This window comes from Nostoc sp. UIC 10630 (genome assembly GCF_010747425.1).
Taxonomy (GTDB): Bacteria; Cyanobacteriota; Cyanobacteriia; order Cyanobacteriales; family Nostocaceae; genus Nostoc.
In genome coordinates, this window is the sequence record NZ_JAAGOG010000050.1 from 25793 (window position 1) to 43719 (window position 17927).

Genomic DNA, 17927 nt, shown 5'->3' on the forward strand with positions numbered 1-17927 from the left:
TTAAGAGACGCGATTAATCGCGTCTCTAGCTTGCTCAACTGTAAAACTAATTTCCTGACCATAGGAAATTTCCAGTGTATGACCATCAGGGTCTCGAATATAAGCCCAGTAACCAACCGGAAAACCCCAGTCATTTGGCCCATCTAGCAGTATTTCCTCAGCGCGTGCCTCATTGCACAGGCGATCAATTTCCCCACGATTCTGATAAGCTACCCCAAGATGGGATTGTGGTAATAGTGAGCCTTCTACTTTAGCTGCTTTAATTAGGACAATTACAAAAGGTCTGGTCAGGTCACTAATCCAAGCAACATCTGATTTAGTTGCTTGATCAATGCGATGATGCACGACTGTCATCTGGGCATACTTTGCATAAAATGAGATACTTGCATCAACATCACTGACTGCAAGTGCAATGTGAGTAAAACCAAGATCAGACATAAAAAAACCCCGTGTGTAGACTTAACTGGACGAATTTAGGTATTGGTCTGAGTGCTTACTAAGAAAGCTGACACGATTGATAATGAAGGTAGGCGTTATCTTCACAAAATTTATGTTTTTAACTTGGTTCGACAGCAACTCTTGGTTACTGGAAATTGGTGGGAAAAGAATACTGATTGACCCTTGGCTGGTTGGTTCGTTAATTTTCAGCAATTTGGATTGGTTATTTAAAGGTTCGCGATCGCAAAATCGCCCAATCCCAGATAATATTGATCTGATTCTGCTCTCTCAAGGTTTAGAAGACCACGCTCACCCACCAACGCTTCAGGTACTCGACCACAGCATCAAAGTTGTAGCCTCTCCCAATGCAGCTAAGGTAGTACAGCAGTTAGGTTATACCCAAGTAACTACTCTCGCTCATGGTGAAACTTTCACTTTAAATAATCAACTTGAAATCAAAGCTTTCCCCGGTTCGCCAATTGGCCCCACTTTGGTAGAAAATAGTTATCTTCTCAAAGAATTGGAGAGTAGGCTAACTGTATACTACGAGCCTCACGGTTATCATTCTCCACAACTTCAGCAATCTGCAGCCATCGATGTCGTGATTACACCGTTTATTGATATGACCTTGCCTTTGCTTGGGTCGATTATTAAAGGTAAAAATAGCGCTTTGGAAGTAGTGAAATCGTTACAACCTCAAGTAATAATACCTACGGCGGCTGGTGGTGATGTGGCGTTTGAAGGGTTGCTGATGAAACTTATTCAGACTAAAGGAACTGCTGAAGAATTTCGTTCGTTACTAGAGAAGAACAATATTTCAACACGGGTACTTGAGCCGAAACCAGGCGATCGCTTTGAACTACCATTAGAAAAACGAGCATTAGCAATTTAAGTTGCACCTAGCCTTATACCAATTTAATGTGAAGCTGCACTAAATGAGTAACTCTCTATTCTTGGCGCTCTTCTCTAACGAGACGCTACGCGTTGGCGGAAGCCTCTCGTAGAGAAGGCGTAGTTGGTGAACTGGTGAACCAGCGCTGTAGGCGGGTTTCCCACCGTAAGCGACTGGTGTTAGCGCAGCGTTAGCGACGAAGGAGCGTCACCCGAAGGGCGGTTCGTTTAATATTCTATGCATCTTCATACAGAATTGGTATTAGCGATTAAAAATCGTGGCTGTACAAACAAAGTCCGCCTGGATTAACGGAAAATCAAAGGTTTGCTAACCCGCGCAGGCGGGTTTCGTCTGTATAGCCGCGACTTCTAGTCGCCTGGGCTAATTTCGGTCTATATCTAAATTATCTTGCATATACACTTCTCTAACCGGAAAAGGAATTTGAATTCCTGCTTGCTGATAGCGTTTGTGTAATTTCTTCACAAATAAATGTTTTCCAATCCGTTGATCGAAGTATTCACTTACCCGCATATAAAGCGTAAAATCTATACTAAAATCATTAAAAGTATGAAATCTGATATATGGTTCACTTTCTTTTAATTCCGGTGCAATTTCTTGCATGACTTCTTTGGCAACTTCTACAGTCACTTTTTCAACTTGTTCCAAATCGCTATCATAACTTACGCCCACATCCATTGTTAAAGTAATTTCTTTTGCGGGTAAATGATAGTTAGTGAAAATTGCCGAAGACAATTTAGAATTAGGAACAATAACGACATTATTGGAAATTTCTTTAATTGTCGTATTCCGCCAAGAAATATCTATGACATATCCCTCATGTCCAGCATCTAACTTTACATAGTCTCCGGTTCTAACTTGCTTAGAAATAATTAAGTAAAACCCAGAAAATAAATTTGCAAGTGTGTCTTGAAGTGCCAAACCAACTGCTAGACCACCAATACCTAAAGTTGTGATTATCGGGGTAATTTGAACACCCACCGTTTGCAGTATGATTAATGTTCCCAACACTAAAACAGTAATTTTAGCAAGGTTAGAAATTAGTGATGTGGGAACCCCTTCTGTTCTGCGAATAAATAAATTAACAAAACCAGCACTCAATCTTGCTAAAACTAGGGTTACTGAATACAGCAGTGCGATCGTCATAACTTTTTGCAGTACGATCGCAATATCCGGTTTCAGGGGTGCGCTCAGAATTGCCCAAAAAAAACCGCCAATGACAAACCAAATAAATGTCATGCGGTGCAGAGAGTGAAATATAATGTTTCCCCCGGCAATTCGTTTATTATTAACGAATATTTCCAGTTTTTTGAAGATAACTTTTTCACCAATTATTCCAGCTAGTAAGCCACCTAGAATAAATGCTATGGGCGGAATCCATTCCATCATATTAATTTAAATTTGGAATTTTAGATTTACAAGAACAGCATTTTTACTGTGATTATGGCTAAATTTTACCTTGTTGTCGGATTAGCTGCTTGAGATTGTCTTTCCTTATGGACTTGCCAATTATTTACCACCCAGATTACATTGCTCCGCTACCTGAAGGACATCGTTTCCCGATGTCTAAGTTCCGACAACTCTACGAATTGCTGTTAGCTGATGGTGTAGCGAATCAAGAACAATTTCACACCCCCGAACGTCCGCCACCAGAATTGATAGAGTTAGTCCACACCCCAAGCTACGTTCAAGCTTATTGCGAAGGAACCCTAGACCCCAAAGCACAGCGTCGCATTGGTTTGCCTTGGAGTCCAGCATTAGCGAATCGTACCTGTGTGGCGGTAGGTGGTACGATACTCACTGCAAAACTGGCATTAAGTCATGGTTTAGCTTGTAATACGGCTGGTGGAACTCATCACGCCTTTCCCAGTTATGGGTCTGGTTTTTGTATTTTCAACGATTTAGCGATCGCTTGTCGCGTTTTACAAAAATTCGGACTCGTCCAAAAAATCCTGATTGTCGATTTGGATGTCCATCAGGGAGACGGTACCGCTTTTATCTTCCAAGACGACGATAGCGTTTTTACTTTCTCCATGCACTGCGAAGTCAATTTCCCCGGTACTAAACAAAACAGCGATTTGGATGTTCCTTTGCCGGTGGGAATGGAAGATGACGCTTATTTACAAACTTTAGCGAATTATTTATCAGATTTATTATCTAAAGTCAAGCCAGACTTAGTATTTTATGATGCTGGTGTTGACCCTCATATAGGCGATCGCTTGGGCAAATTAGCCTTAACCGATGCGGGCATTTTTCGCCGCGAAATGCAGGTTTTAACTACCTGTATGAGTAGCGGTTATCCCGTCGCCTGCGTCATTGGCGGGGGTTATGCTGATGATATGAAATCTTTAGTATGGCGGCATTCCTTGTTGCATCGGGCCGCTAACGAAGTTTACCATCAGTACAAACTATAGTCATTTAACGGGTAATAGAGTTTTTAAACGCAGAGGAACACAAAGGTACGCAGAGTATTACCAAATTTAATTTGTAGCAAATGGGACTAAAATCAACTTTGCGCTCCTTTGCGCCCCTTTGCGTTTAAATTTAAACACTATTTTGTTGGCAAAGGCAGTACTGGATGAACAACGGCAAACTCAGAGTCTACGAACTAGCAAAAGAATTAAATTTAGATAGCAAGAAGCTATTATTAATTTGTGAAAAACTCAAAATTGTAGTCAAAAGCCATACCAGTACAATCTCAGAATCCGATGTAGAACGCATTCGTTTAGCGGTAAATAAACTAACAGCAAAATCCTCGAAAACTACTAAAACAACCTCTGAAGATTGGGGCTATACGTTTATAGCTTCAGCAATTGATAGTTTTATCCGCCATCTTGAAGGTGAGGCTGCCTCGAAATCATATTCCGATTTTAGGGAGCGGCGCGATCGCGCCAATGAGTTAATGTTGGAATGTGTAGGAAAAAAGCCTTCTTTATTTTATGTGCGTCGCAAAGGCTCAGGGAAAGAGGCAAGAGAGGAAATTTGGGATTTAACAATAGCGACAGACTCCGATGATTTTCCATTGCCTGCAAGACTTGACAAGCTCAGAAAAACATTAGGATTTAGAGCAGCTGTACAAAAAGATGGACGCGACGGTATAAAAATACTTTCGGCTCAGTTGTTACAACCTTCACGCGGACACGCCGACAGCTACGCTATACCTTGTCGCTTGCGTTTACTGGCTAATCATCAGCATCATCTCGACATTCCGCCGGCGACATTGAAGCGCATCGCCACCGCGCCAGTTTGTGGCGAAAATGTGCCTACAGAAGATCAGTTGAAAGCTTGGAAAGCGTTTTTGCAAATTGAGGAAAAAATTGCTAAAGCACGTCAATTTTGTGTGCGTTACGTAAGTCATAACTATAACTTCAAAAGGCGGATTAGTTTTGAAATTGATGTAAACTCAGCCACCCTTGACGGCTTTTATCAAAATTCCCTCGAAGTAGATAATTTTTGGGAACGAGCAAGACGCACAAAAAACGAAGATTTAAAACTTTTTGAAACTGCTCCAGTCGGAAAAAATTGGATTAGCGGTCGTCAATTAGGAACTGTTGAAGAAGTTGATACCAACCGTTGTATTATCAGCCTCCGGCTAGAACGCGACTTAGCTGAATTCATGGCAACAGAGCGCTATAAATTACCAACTACCGGATTCTTATGTTTCGAGGCAGTTGGAGATATTCAGCAGATTCAGCGTAAGAAGAAAGCGCTAGATGATTTGAATAATGGTTACACCCAAAATCCATATTTAGGCAACTTTCTATTCGATGCTTCTCAAGCTAGACAAATCAAAAGTACTGTTGAACTTCAACCACAAGATTTATTATTATCTTCCGCTAATCCCGGGCAAAAAGCAGCAGTAGAAAAGGTACTTGCCGCCAAGGATCTTGTTCTCATCCAAGGGCCACCAGGTACTGGTAAAACTACTGTAATTGCCGAGATTTGCTATCAAATTGCGCTTCGAGGTGGGCGAACTCTAATTGCTTCGCAAGCGAATTTAGCAGTAGATAACGCCCTGAGTCGATTAGTTCACAACCCAGTGATTCGGGCAGTACGCAAGGGTAGAGCCGAAAAAGTTGGCGAAGAAGGACAGCCATTTTTAGAAGACCAAGTTATTGGCAGATGGCTAGAAAATACAGCTGATGACTGCGAAAATAATATTACCCAACGGCTCGAAAATATCAAAATTTTCAGTCAATTACTGGCATCATCACAAAGATTTACACCCTACTTCCAAGCAGAGGAAGAATTTAGCCAGCAGCAAGCAAAATTCAATAAAAATAAATTAAAGGTAGAGACAAACTTTAAAAATCAAGAAAAATCTTACAACGAAACTGTAGAAAAACAGAACAACGTTGAATCTCTAATTGCAGGTCTAGAAAATATACTAAACACTGCACCAAAGATAAATTGGGAAACTCCAGAAGTTACAGCTTTTTTGCCTCTTCTGAAACCATACACAGAAGGTAATAGTTTAGTAGAAGAATTTTTAGCAAATGTTCGTCAAACCATCAAATATACTGATGAACTTGGCTTGGTGCGTCCGGCGCTTGGTGCTTTTGGTTTAGCCGTTTGGTTGCGTGAAACTGTAGCAACAGAAAAGTCAGGATTTAAATCTGCTTTTACTCATGCTCAAGAGGCTAGTCAAGCCATCTTAGAAGTTGCAGCATCAGTGGAGGTTGTAAAACAGAATTTTGCATTGTTAAATCAAGTACAACCAGATTATCAAAAATATCTTGCCAAACTACAGAATCTACAGCAAACAATCCAGATTTGGGAAAATCGCCAACGAGAAATTGATTATATTATCTCAGCAGTAAAAGAGTGGAAATCTACAGCACCTTCTCATCTATATCAAACTTTAAAAGATTGTCAGCAATCAGGTTTACCACTAACAGAAAATTTGGTGGACTTACCACTTGGTTTATTGATGTTTGCTAATACATTAAAATTACAAATAGTACCAAAAATTTACAAAATTAATCTGCCAGAATGGGAGCTATTGACAAAAGCGATCGCTTATGAAATAGACGGAGGTTTTACTGATAGACGGGGTAAACAGCATAATTTTAGCTATTTTTTACAAGAAAATTTTAGTCAGATTCCAATGGTGCTATCAAAGAGCGATCGCACCCAATGGCAAGAAACCTATCAACAGTTTAGCAATTATCAGCTACTCAATCCCAAACAGCGAAAATTACTGGTCGAAAATACCCAAGTTTTCTTAATTAGAATGCAGCGGACTTATGGCGCATCATGGGAATGGAATAATATCGATTCTACTCTCACCAAAATTACCCAAGAATTGTTAGATACTATTCTTGTAAATGCACGCCAATGCGTTTTAAAAGTCAAAACCGAAACTGAACAACAGCTTCAGTATTTACAAAGACAATTAAATGAACTTCAGAAAACTGAAATTAGCCAACAGCAAATATCCATTACTCAAGCTGAGGTAGAAAAAGCGCAACAAGACGCTAATCTGCAACTTGGTAGAGTTATTAATATCTTGCAAGAACTTAATCAACAAAATATACCTACTCAATTACGCACTTTAACGGAGAAATATCTTGCGACACAATCAAATATTTGGGAGCATCCACAAGAATTCTCAAATCAAGTGAATTATTGGGTAACTTCCATTAGTCAGCTTGAAAATTTAATTTCATCCTTAGAACCTTTTGCGGTATTAGAGATGATTAAAAATTCTCTACACGAGCATTTATCAAAACTACAAGAAGAAACTAAAACTGCTCTACAGCAACTTCAAAAATTACAAATTAGCTTAGGTGAAATAGAAGAAAAATTACAACCACAGCCATCAGATAGTTTAATACAAGAAAGAAATTGGTGGTTGACAGAATGGCAAAGAATTCCGGATAAGTTTAAGCCAGAACATTCTGCTCCTGACTTGTTTAATATAGAGTTATTGCGCGGTGTCAATATTCAGTTTGAATCTTGGCAAAAGGAACTCGAAAAAGAAGAAAATTATCTCAAAAAATATCAGAATTTTGTCCAAGATTGGATTGGAAAATTAAGACAGCCAAATGAGCGCGATCGCGACGATTTAAGGCGCATATATTTAGATAATGCTAACGTCGTTGGTATCACCTGCGTTCAAGCTGCAAATAGAGGTTTTTCGGAAGAATTTAAATCCTTTGATGTTGTCATTATTGATGAGGTTAGTAAGTGTACTCCACCAGAGTTACTAATCCCTGCCTTAAAAGGTAAGAAGTTAGTCATGGTAGGCGATCATCGGCAATTACCACCCATGCTTGACACTAGCACTTTAGAAGAAGTTGCTCAGACAATTGGCAATACACGAGACGAACTACAATTTTTAGAAGAATCACTATTTAAAAGTCAGTTTGAATCTGCTGATGAAAGCATTAAACAAATGCTAACTACACAATATCGAATGCACCCATTTATTATGGGAGCAATCAATCAGTTTTATGATGGTAAACTAGAATCTGGTATTTTGGAACCGGACACAAAACGCGCACATCATTTAGCAGGCGAAATTATCCAAGAATCTCAGCATCTTATTTGGGTAAAAACGCCTATAGAAAATCAGTTTTTGGAGCAAAGAAGCGGAACTTCTTACTTTAATACACCAGAAATTGATGCGATTGAACGTCTGTGTCAGCAGTTCGAGACTACTTGGGTTGCTAAAGTTGCTAATGGTGAACCAAAAAAAGAAATTGCCGTAATTACGTTTTATGGCGCTCAATTAAGAAAAATTGATGAACGCCTACAATCTGAACTTTTTCCTTCATTAGAGATTCGTACTGGGACAGTAGACAGATTTCAAGGTATGGAAAGACCTGTTGTAATTGTGAGTATGGTTCGCAACAACAGTAAAGGAGATGTCGGATTTGCTAAGAAACCAGAACGGGTAAATGTTGCATTTTCTCGCGCCCAAGAACTGCTGATAATTGTGGGTTGTCATAATTTGTTTACGCATCAATCAGGTAAAGTCGGAAGTATGTATTCTGAAGTGTCAAATATCGTCAGTAAACATGAAGGTTTTGTTGATGTTTCTCGCCTTTTCAGTTAAACCTATTGATGACAATCTTAAGAAGGCTATCTACTGGGCAAATTAGCCTTTGTAGGTAGAGCTTATCCAATAAACTGTATCATCTTTAGCAGTTATGCTGATAAAATGAAGTCCTTCGTTTGGCTTACTTCTTTCCAAGATTAAAGCGATAAATAATATTTTCTTTCCTGTTTCCTTTACCTACAATCCCTTTCTCCCTGTTCCCTTCAACTAAGAATTATTAAGATACCAGACATTTCTGGAAAAGAGATTGTGGCATGTGTAGTAACAAAGCACATATCACTTGATGCTTAATTTAGCTCAAGGGGGTCTAATGATTGATCGCTTTGTAAATCTAATTTTTATCGATTCTTTTGCCCTAGCAATTAACCTCACGTTTGGTAAATTGCTTCACACTAAAATCTGTAACTATTCATGGGATGGAATGGTAAGTGATGAGCTTTCAACACCAGAAACTGGCGCTAGTTCTTCTAAATTGCCAGCATCCTTGGAGGAAGATATAACCACTCCTATTTCATAAAGCCTGCTTAAATCTTAAGTAAGGTAGGTTACAGCTTTGCTATTACGCACCGTGTTACATAGCGGTGCGTTAGCACTTTGATGAAATTTTTTGTGACAAATCATCTAGGAATATGCACCTAACACACCGTAAAATAATCTTATTTTTACTTTATAAGGGACTTCCAAGAAATAAATTATCCAAATAAACGTAGACGCGGAGAGGCTTGCCGCAGGCTACCACAGAGACACAGAGAACACAGAGAGAGAAGAGATAGAGAGAATTATTTGCGTTAGTTTTGGGATATTGTTTGATTTGGAAGTCCCTAAATAACCTCTAAGGTTTTGCGATCGCAACTTTAACCCGATTAGGAGAAAAACGCGTTACGGCAATTACAGTAGAAGTAGGAATTAAAAATGGAACACTGGCGATCGCGATCGCTTCTACACCTACGCTGCTGAATACTCCCACGATGGCCATTCCTAGGAAAATTTATAATGTGCTAATATTTGTCACTGGTGCTGGATTTGCTTGGTGGTCTATGTCGTCACCAAAGCTTATTGAAACCATAAAGATACTTTGCCTCATGGGTTACAAGTATTTGTACAAATTCAATTATCCAATCTTATTCTCTTAATGTTTCTCGCCTCTTCTGCTAAACCTATTGATGACAATCTCAAAAATTTTGTAGACGAGATAGAAGCGCAAAGTCCTAGTTTATCGGTTTTGGCAGCGCGTCAATTTCGTTACAGTTTGCGTCAAACTACTATAGAAGTAAATATCAAAGAACCCCGCCAGTTTAACGTACTCGAAGAATTTATTATCCGCGCTGCGATTGAATTTCAACCTTCACCAACAGAGGATGAATTAGCCTCTGTACTTGGACTGGATTCTGTATTTATCAAAACTACTACTGCAACTCTTCGCTCATTACAAACTCTATCACCAACATCACCAATTACAGTTACTTCTGAAGGTCGCTCATTTTATGAAAAAGGGTCTGTACCACAGCCGCCATATCCTGTACAGCTTAATGCTATTACAGACCCTTTAAGTGACAAAATAACCTTTCAAGCTGAATCACTAAGTGAGGCAGTGATAAAGTTGCCAGACTTGGCAGATTTTATCACTATTGATCATACAATTACTGATATCTCTTCTTTACAACTTGAGGAAATCCAAAAAAGTATTCAGGCTTCAGATTTAGCACTTCATGTCCCAGAAGAGGGAAAAATCGTTACTTCTTATAAGGCATTAAATCCAACTCAAAAATTTTGGAGAAAGATATCGCTTTTCGTTATCTTCGATGCCCTTGAAGATAAATTAACCATTCAAATAAGAAATGGAAAACAAATTTTAGAGTCAGCATCAAATTGGTTAGAATCTCTACACGCTCAAGGTAAGATATCCTTGCAAGCATTATGTAAGTTATCAACCGAAACAATCAATTTTGAACGTGAAGCCATTTTCAAACATAAAAATACTGAAATAGAAGCTAGACTTGAAAATATTCGCCAAAAAGCGCTAAAACCTGCGATAAAGGCTGGTAAAAAAGTAGATAAATCTCCAGTGGTAGGTGAAGTTGTACAGTTACGCGACGGACAAATTAGCCAAGTTTTCTCAGAAGTTTTGAATTCTGCTAAAAGTCAGGTTATTATTTATTCTCCTTGGGTGAATCAGGCAGTTGTCGATGAAAAATTTCTAACTTTGTTACAAAAATTAGCTAATCGTGGACTTTGGATTTTAATTGGACATGGAATTGCGCGGCGACAAGAAGATGAAGAGAAACCAATTTCGCCAGAAGTAGAGAAAAAACTGCGAGCAATAAAAACACCTGATGGTTTATCATCTGTACAGGTTTTATGGCTGGGAGAATCCCATATAAAAGAAATAATAGTTGATCAAGAAATCCATCTGTGTGGATCTCATAATTGGCTATCTTATCGTGGTGATTACCTACCACGGGGTGAATCAGTTTATAAAGTCACAATTTTGCATCAAGTCCAAGAAGCTTATAAATTTCTTGCTAATCGCTTCCAAAATCAAGCTCAAAATTTATGGCAAAATGCTCTAAACAACCGCGATTCTAAACTTGCTGTGGAGTCTTTATATGTATGGGGTGCGCTAGGTATGGAAGACATTGCACTCAAAAACATACAGCAAAGCAATTGGCTGGAACTTCTGCCTGTGTGGTTAAATGTGACACTTCAAGGGTTAAGATCGAAGAAGATACAAGCTGATTCAGAAAGTTTTAAAACCGCCCTTTCGTTGTTGAGTCAAGTTTCTATTGAAGAGGCTTTTCTTGAGTCATTGCAGGAAGTATGGCGTAAAGTTATCGGTGCGATCGCAATTAACAATCCTAAAACTGCTTTAAAGTTACTTAGTGATGAAGTCTGGGCGCAGTTTCTACGTCTCAATATTGCCCAAAAGAGTGATTCACCTGAGAATTTTATCTCGCAACATAGTTTATCAAAGAAAATAAATAGATAACTATAACAGCCACCTTTTATTTTATTCGCGCAGCATGGCGTAGCCATATTTCCTCACGTGGTGCGCGTAGCACAAGCGCGACAATAGGCAACAAGGCTTTTCAAGTTAGTTGTACTAAGTTTTTTCAAAAAATTAAATATGATTTCTATATCGATATAAAATGCAAAAGCGATAGTCAAATTCCATGCAAGGCAAACGTAGCCAAAACTTCCTATATTGTTCACCTATCTAAATAAATACAAATGTTCTAGTCTTTTGCTTATTCCCTGTACTATCGATAACCAACAGCATTCTATAAAATTCCTCCCTAAGAATCACATGATCCCCCTTACCTGTGGTGGCAGACAGTCCTAAACTGAAGATGAGAGTTGAAAGGCAGTCGGGAGAAATTTTGTGAAAAAAGTATTATCAATCATCCTTGGCGGTGGCGCGGGTACTCGGCTTTACCCATTAACCAAACTCCGCGCTAAACCAGCAGTACCAGTAGCGGGGAAGTACCGCTTAATCGATATCCCTGTTAGTAACTGCATAAATTCCGAAATATTCAAAATCTACGTCCTGACACAATTCAACTCAGCTTCTCTGAATCGTCACATCGCCCGTACCTATAACTTTACTGGTTTCAACGAAGGTTTTGTGGAAGTGCTAGCGGCACAACAAACCCCAGAAAACCCGAACTGGTTCCAAGGTACAGCCGATGCTGTGCGTCAGTATCTATGGTTGATGGAAGAATGGGATGTAGAAGAATATCTAATCCTTTCAGGCGATCACCTCTACCGAATGGATTATCGCCAGTTTATTCAACGCCATAGGGACACGGACGCTGATATTACTCTCTCTGTCATCCCCATTGATGAACGCCGCGCCTCAGATTTTGGCTTGATGAAAATTGACGATTCTGGTAGGGTAATTGACTTTAGCGAAAAACCTAAAGGCGAAGCGTTAACCCAAATGCAAGTTGATACAAGTGTACTGGGATTAACAAAAGAACAAGCCCAGAAACAGCCTTACATCGCCTCAATGGGGATTTATGTCTTTAAAAAAGAGGTTTTGTTCAAGTTGTTGAGAGAAGGTATAGAAAGGACTGATTTCGGTAAAGAAATTATTCCTGATGCCTCTAAAGATTACAACGTTCAAGCCTACCTTTTTGATGATTACTGGGAAGATATTGGAACAATTGAGGCCTTTTATCAGGCAAATTTAGCCCTGACTCAGCAGCCCCAGCCACCTTTTAGTTTCTACGATGAAAAAGCACCAATTTATACCCGTCCTCGTTACTTACCTCCGACTAAACTTTTAGATTGCCAGATCACAGAATCAATTATTGGCGAAGGTTGTATTTTGAAGAATTGCCGCATTCAACATTCAGTTTTAGGAGTGCGATCGCGGATTGAATCTGGCTGTGTCATCGAAGAATCTTTGCTCATGGGTGCAGATTTTTACCAAGCTTCTGTAGAACGGCAATGTAGCTTGATAGAAAATGACATTCCCGTAGGCATCGGTACAGACACGATTATTCGCGGTGCCATCATCGATAAAAATGCCCGCATCGGTCATGATGTCAAAATTATCAATAAAGATAATGTGCAAGAAGCTGAACGCGAAAATCAAGGTTTTTACATCCGCAGTGGTATTGTCGTCGTGCTGAAAAATGCTGTAATTGCTGATGGAACAATCATTTAGTCATTGGTCATTAGTCATTAGTCATTAGTCATTGGTTAATAGTTACAAGTAACAAAGGACAAATGACAAAGGACAACGGACAAATGACTAAACTGTTTTTGCTGATTGGTCTTCCAGGTAGCGGTAAGTCAACTTTTGCAAAACAATTACTGGCAGAATGCCCCCAGATGCCACTGATTTCTACAGATGGCATCCGGGGGCAATTGTTCGGTTCTCAAGCCCTTCAGGGACCGTGGGTGGTGATTTGGCGGGAAGTAGAACGGCAATTTCAACAAGCTATTTCTACAGCAAATACAGCCATTTTCGACGCTACCAATGCCCAGCGCCGTCATCGCCGTGAAGTAATTGCTTTAGCCCGTGAATTGGGCTTTACCCAAATTATGGGAATTTGGGTGGATACACCAGTCTGGCTATGTTTGGCACGTAATAAGAAGCGATCGCGCCAGGTTCCTGAAGAAATTATTTTGCGAATGCACCGTCAACTCCGGGATGCCCCCCCAAGCCTGGAAGAGGGACTAGACGGGCTGATCCGCTTATCAGAAAAATCGGAGTACGGAAATTGCGATCGCAGGTTGAGCAAGAACCACACTTGATTTTCTATATTCTTTGTTAATTTAAAATCAGATTCTTTTGCTTGGCACTCTACCTAGCAATTAAATATCTGTGTTCTTAAAAAAAAACATAACAGTAATTTCTATAGGAGGCTAGTAGATGGCTGCAACCGACTTCAAGGACTATTATGCAATTTTGGGAGTTAATAAGACTGCCACTCAAGATGAGATTAAACAAGCCTTTCGTAAACTAGCCCGCAAATATCACCCCGATGTCAACCCAAATAACAAACAGGCAGAGGCACGCTTTAAAGAAGTTAGCGAAGCCTACGAGGTTGTTTCAGATGTAGATAAACGCAAAAAATATGACCAATTCGGTCAATATTGGAAGCAAGCTGGCGAAGGTTTCCCTGGTGGTGGCGTTGGTGCCGATATGGGTGGCTTTGACTTCAGTCAATACGGCAATTTTGATGAGTTCATTAATGAGTTGCTAGGACGGTTTGGCGGTGCTGCCCCTCGTGGTGGAGGTGGGCGACAAAGTTACTCTTACCGCCCTCCTACAGGAGCTACAAGTGGTTTTGGTGGCTTTAACGATTATGGGTTTCAAGATCCAGGTGCGGGTACTTCCCAGGATAGTGAAGCTATAATCACTCTAACTTTTGCTGAAGCATTTAACGGTGTGCAAAAGCGCTTCAGTTTAGGTAACGAAACCATTGATGTTCGTATCCCATCTGGGGCTAAACCTGGTACTCGTCTGCGCGTGCGGGGCAAAGGTCAAATCAACCCGATGACTCAGCAACGAGGCGATTTATACTTAAAAGTTGAACTTCAGCCGCACTCGTTCTTCCAAATGGAAGGCGATAACTTGGTGTGCGAAGTGGCAATTACACCAGATGAAGCTACTCTGGGAGCGTCTATTGATGTACCCACTCCCGACGGTTCAGTTAATGTCAAGCTACCAGCCGGAGTACGTTCTGGACAATCGCTGCGTTTACGTGGCAAAGGTTGGCCCCTCGCCAAGGGTGGACGTGGCGATCAGTTGGTGAAGGTGGCGATCGCACCACCAAAAGACCTCAGCCAACAAGAGCGAGAATATTATGAAAAAATCCGGGCTATACGTACTTATAATCCCCGCAGTCATTTGCAGCAAGTCAAGCTGTGAAAACTTCGGATTGTAGAAACGGTAAATTTGGCCGTTTCTACATTGTTAGGTCTGAGTTTGCCGCGTATTTCTCGCTACAATGACAGACTTAAACGCTTCCATTGCCTCTGGTGTAGACTCGGTAGCTTGCCACGATGGACGTACAATTAAGCGATCGTGCCAAGCATTCAGTTTTGGATAATCTTTTAAAGAAATGCCTACTTCCGGCAGCCATATTACTACAGTTCCAGCCACAACCTCAGCCAGAGTTAGGTTTTGACTACCAAAGTAAGGGCGATCGTCAAGTAAATTCTCGAATAATTTGAGTACTGTTGAAATTTTCTGCTTCGCCTGCTCGATTTTTTCGGGATTTTCTCCAGGTAAGCCTAATATCTGAGGTAAAAATGTGGTGGTTGCTGGCAAAAGCTCATTCACCGTTACCAGTTGTACCATCCGTGCGATCGCTAAATCCTTGGCATCTTTAGGCAACATCGCAGGTGTGGGATATTTTGCCTCTAAATAGTCCAGAATTGCTAAAGATTCCACGACATTAAAGCCGTCATCCACCAAAGCTGGAATGTGGTGAAAGGGACTAATTGCCAAAAACTCTGGTTTAAACTGTTCCCCATCTAGCTTTATCTCTACTAATTCAAACTCAAGTCCTTTTTCCAGCAGAGTAATCCAGACGCGACGGGAGTTAGGAGAAATAGATGAATGATAAAGGGTCAGCACCATAAAACCTCACAGTTTTATCAGTAGAGTGGGTATTGCCAATTAATTTTACACCTTATACTCAATTAAATTGTTCTAACAGAGTCTCAACACTAGCATTGTGATCCAGAAAAGAAAATAAATGCCAGTAGCTGAGTTTTCCTTCTTTATCTAATACAAACTGGGCTGGTAAAGGCGCTCCTAGTGCTTGTCCTACTTGATAGGTACGAAAAACTCGACAACTAGGATCGCTCAATAACGGCATTTTTAAACCTAAATCTTTCACAACAATTTGACTCTGCCGCTCATCGGTACTAGTAATCATTAAAACTTCTATACCACGATTTTTAAATTGCTCATAGTTCTCATTCAAAGCTTTGATATGAGGAAAACAAAAGGGGCAATATTGTTTTTCAGTAAAGATGCGAGTAAAGGCGAGTAAGACTGGTTGCTTGCCTTTATAATCAGACAATTTTACTAAAGTTCCGTTAGTAATATCTGGCAGTTGAAAATCAGGCGTTCCTACTCCTAACCTGAGTTGATTTCTAGCTGGAACTGGTAAAAAATTGCGGAAGAATCTCTCATTTAATAACCCACTAAAATCATTTGAAGTCAACATATTTTTAACCCTAATTATTTAAATACTATTTAATGAAAAAACCACAGATAGATACAGAGGTTGACACTGTTTCATGTGTATCTCTGTTTATCTGTGGTTTTCATTGATTTTGCTCTCAACTCCAACAACTTGGATTAGAGTTTGCTAACGAAATTTAGACAGCAGAGAAGTAAACTTTAGACTTCACTGGGTCAGGATTCATTGTCTTGTCACCAGGTTGCCAACCAGCGGGGCAAACTTCATCGGGGTGAGATTGAACATACTGAATTGCTTGTAATGTCCGCAGGGTTTCATCAACGCTGCGACCAAAAGCTAGGTTGTTGATGGTAGCGTGCTGTATGATACCATCTTTATCGATGATGAACAGACCACGCAAGGCAATGCCGGCTGCTGGGTCAAGAACATTGTAAGCGGCGCTAATCTCTTTCTTGATGTCTGAGACTAGAGGATAATTCAGGTCGCCGACACCACCAGACTTACGATCTGTTTGAATCCAAGCGAGGTGGGAGAATTCACTGTCAACGGAAGCCCCAAGGACTTCAGTATTGATTTTCTTGAATTCTTCGTAGCGATCGCTAAATGCTGTGATTTCAGTAGGACAAACAAAGGTAAAGTCTAGTGGGTAGAAAAACAGGACGACATACTTACCGCGATAATCGGAAAGTTTAATTGTCTTAAATTCCTGATCTACCACAGCCGTTGCTGTGAAATCGGGAGCTTGTTGGCCAACGCGGAGGCTTCCTTCGGTTCCGTAAGTAAGGGACATTAACCTAATTCTCCTTTATCGGTTTATTAGCGTTGAAATACGGGTCAAGTAAAACCCGCCCATTCACGCTCTCACAGTTTAATTACGATCTGTTACGACTATATCATACTCATAACGATTTTGAGTAGCCAATGCCAGATTTAGATACAAGAGAATGGTTACTTACCAATGGCTTAGGAAGTTTTGCCAGTGGTACGATTTCTGATGTCCGCACGCGCACCTATCACGGTTGGCTGTTTACCGCTACAAACCCACCTTCTGGGCGGACTCTGCTGTTTTCACACTTAGACGCTAGCTTAGAAGTATCGGGGAACGTTGTAGCACTGGGGACAAATGTTTGGGGTAACGGTCAGATTGAACTGACAGGCTACGAACTGTTGCGTTGTTTTGATATTAACCCAGTTCCAAAATGGATTTGGGGTCGAGATAACTGGCAATTAAGCAGACAATTGGTGATGCCTTATGGGTTAGTGGAGGCTGAAAACTTTGGAACAGACAGGAAAGAGGTAATTTCTCATTCTCCTCCTTGCCTCCAGCAAAGTTCCCCTCTGCCTCTTCCCAATGCCCAATTTTGCGATCGAATCTTGATCCAATATCGCTATGACGGAAGTGATACAGCAATTTTACGGCTGCGGCTGCTGATCGCAGAACGTGATTTTCACCACCCACAAATTGCTAGTTCAGGATTACAGTTCTCAGAATTGCTTGGGCAACAGCAAATCTGTCTGCAAGCAAAAAAATTGGGTAATTTCGGTATACCTTGGCACTTGCGTTGGACAAAAGGAAAATATCAACCAGATGCAGTTTGGTATTGGAATTATGGATTGTCTGAGGAGACAAAACGGGGATTAAGCGACAAAGAAGACCTCTACAGTCCTGGTTACTTGATAGTCACACTGCAACCAGGAGATGTGGTAACACTAGAAGCACGAGTAGGTTTTCCAAACTTGATGGCAGGTGTTCTCACTTCCGAAACCTTTACAGAAGCCGTGGAGCAAGAGCAAGACCGGCTCTCCCAGATTTTTGGATGGAGTGAGGGGGGTAGGGGAGTAGGGGAGC

Annotated in this window: 15 protein-coding genes; 9 read left to right on the forward strand and 6 right to left on the reverse strand. The window is 40.5% G+C overall.

Annotated features, from left to right (window positions below):
- Entirely contained in the window at positions 1 to 438 is a 438-nt protein-coding gene (locus tag G1O98_RS14480; protein ID WP_163929443.1) for a VOC family protein, read from the reverse strand.
- A 112-nt stretch (positions 439 to 550) separates the two neighbouring features.
- Between G1O98_RS14480 and G1O98_RS14485 the strand changes: the two genes are divergently transcribed.
- On the forward strand, positions 551 to 1330 hold the full coding sequence (locus G1O98_RS14485) for an MBL fold metallo-hydrolase (protein ID WP_163929444.1): 780 nt from the start codon (positions 551 to 553) through the stop codon (positions 1328 to 1330).
- Between the two features lie 381 nt (positions 1331 to 1711).
- Here the strand turns inward: G1O98_RS14485 and G1O98_RS14490 are convergent, their stop codons facing one another.
- Complete coding sequence (locus tag G1O98_RS14490; protein ID WP_163929445.1) at positions 1712 to 2737, reverse strand: mechanosensitive ion channel family protein; 1026 nt, start codon at positions 2735 to 2737, stop codon at positions 1712 to 1714.
- Between the two features lie 107 nt (positions 2738 to 2844).
- Here G1O98_RS14490 and G1O98_RS14495 point away from each other — a divergent pair, with 107 nt between their 5' ends.
- The 3 genes from G1O98_RS14495 to G1O98_RS14505 all read left to right on the forward strand — a co-directional run bounded on the left by G1O98_RS14495 (position 2845) and on the right by G1O98_RS14505 (position 8928).
- Positions 2845 to 3762: a histone deacetylase gene (locus G1O98_RS14495; RefSeq protein ID WP_163929446.1), complete on the forward strand. Its 918-nt coding sequence runs from the start codon at positions 2845 to 2847 to the stop codon at positions 3760 to 3762.
- 164 nt (positions 3763 to 3926) lie between these two features.
- Positions 3927 to 8408, forward strand: a complete 4482-nt coding sequence (locus G1O98_RS14500; protein WP_163929447.1) for a translation initiation factor IF-2 N-terminal domain-containing protein — start codon at positions 3927 to 3929, stop codon at positions 8406 to 8408.
- Between the two features lie 313 nt (positions 8409 to 8721).
- Positions 8722 to 8928, forward strand: coding sequence for a hypothetical protein (locus G1O98_RS14505; RefSeq protein WP_163929448.1), 207 nt, complete (start codon positions 8722 to 8724; stop codon positions 8926 to 8928).
- A 315-nt stretch (positions 8929 to 9243) separates the two neighbouring features.
- Here the strand turns inward: G1O98_RS14505 and G1O98_RS40710 are convergent, their stop codons facing one another.
- Positions 9244 to 9378 carry a hypothetical protein gene (locus G1O98_RS40710; RefSeq protein ID WP_265578513.1) on the reverse strand — a complete coding sequence of 45 codons (135 nt, stop codon included), beginning with the start codon at positions 9376 to 9378 and terminating at the stop codon, positions 9244 to 9246.
- A gap of 165 nt (positions 9379 to 9543) precedes the next feature.
- Between G1O98_RS40710 and G1O98_RS14515 the strand changes: the two genes are divergently transcribed.
- The 4 genes from G1O98_RS14515 to G1O98_RS14530 all read left to right on the forward strand — a co-directional run bounded on the left by G1O98_RS14515 (position 9544) and on the right by G1O98_RS14530 (position 14793).
- Positions 9544 to 11397: a hypothetical protein gene (locus G1O98_RS14515; protein ID WP_163929449.1), complete on the forward strand. Its 1854-nt coding sequence runs from the start codon at positions 9544 to 9546 to the stop codon at positions 11395 to 11397.
- A 393-nt stretch (positions 11398 to 11790) separates the two neighbouring features.
- Positions 11791 to 13080: a glucose-1-phosphate adenylyltransferase gene (locus tag G1O98_RS14520; RefSeq protein WP_163929450.1), complete on the forward strand. Its 1290-nt coding sequence runs from the start codon at positions 11791 to 11793 to the stop codon at positions 13078 to 13080.
- An 83-nt stretch (positions 13081 to 13163) separates the two neighbouring features.
- A complete protein-coding gene (locus tag G1O98_RS14525; protein WP_163929451.1) occupies positions 13164 to 13673 on the forward strand; it encodes an AAA family ATPase in 510 nt (169 codons plus the stop codon).
- A 118-nt stretch (positions 13674 to 13791) separates the two neighbouring features.
- Positions 13792 to 14793, forward strand: a complete 1002-nt coding sequence (locus tag G1O98_RS14530; protein WP_163929452.1) for a DnaJ C-terminal domain-containing protein — start codon at positions 13792 to 13794, stop codon at positions 14791 to 14793.
- Between the two features lie 45 nt (positions 14794 to 14838).
- Here the strand turns inward: G1O98_RS14530 and G1O98_RS14535 are convergent, their stop codons facing one another.
- From G1O98_RS14535 to G1O98_RS14545, 3 genes are all read right to left on the reverse strand, one after another.
- A complete protein-coding gene (locus tag G1O98_RS14535; protein WP_163929457.1) occupies positions 14839 to 15504 on the reverse strand; it encodes a glutathione S-transferase family protein in 666 nt (221 codons plus the stop codon).
- Between the two features lie 61 nt (positions 15505 to 15565).
- Positions 15566 to 16102, reverse strand: coding sequence for a peroxiredoxin (locus tag G1O98_RS14540; protein WP_163929453.1), 537 nt, complete (start codon positions 16100 to 16102; stop codon positions 15566 to 15568).
- Between the two features lie 154 nt (positions 16103 to 16256).
- Positions 16257 to 16868 (reverse strand): peroxiredoxin, encoded by a 612-nt coding sequence (locus tag G1O98_RS14545; protein ID WP_069068387.1) that lies wholly within the window; start codon positions 16866 to 16868, stop codon positions 16257 to 16259.
- Between the two features lie 131 nt (positions 16869 to 16999).
- Between G1O98_RS14545 and G1O98_RS14550 the strand changes: the two genes are divergently transcribed.
- Positions 17000 to 17927 (forward strand): glycogen debranching enzyme N-terminal domain-containing protein (locus G1O98_RS14550; protein ID WP_175586677.1); only part of this gene is annotated, 928 nt, incomplete at its 3' end.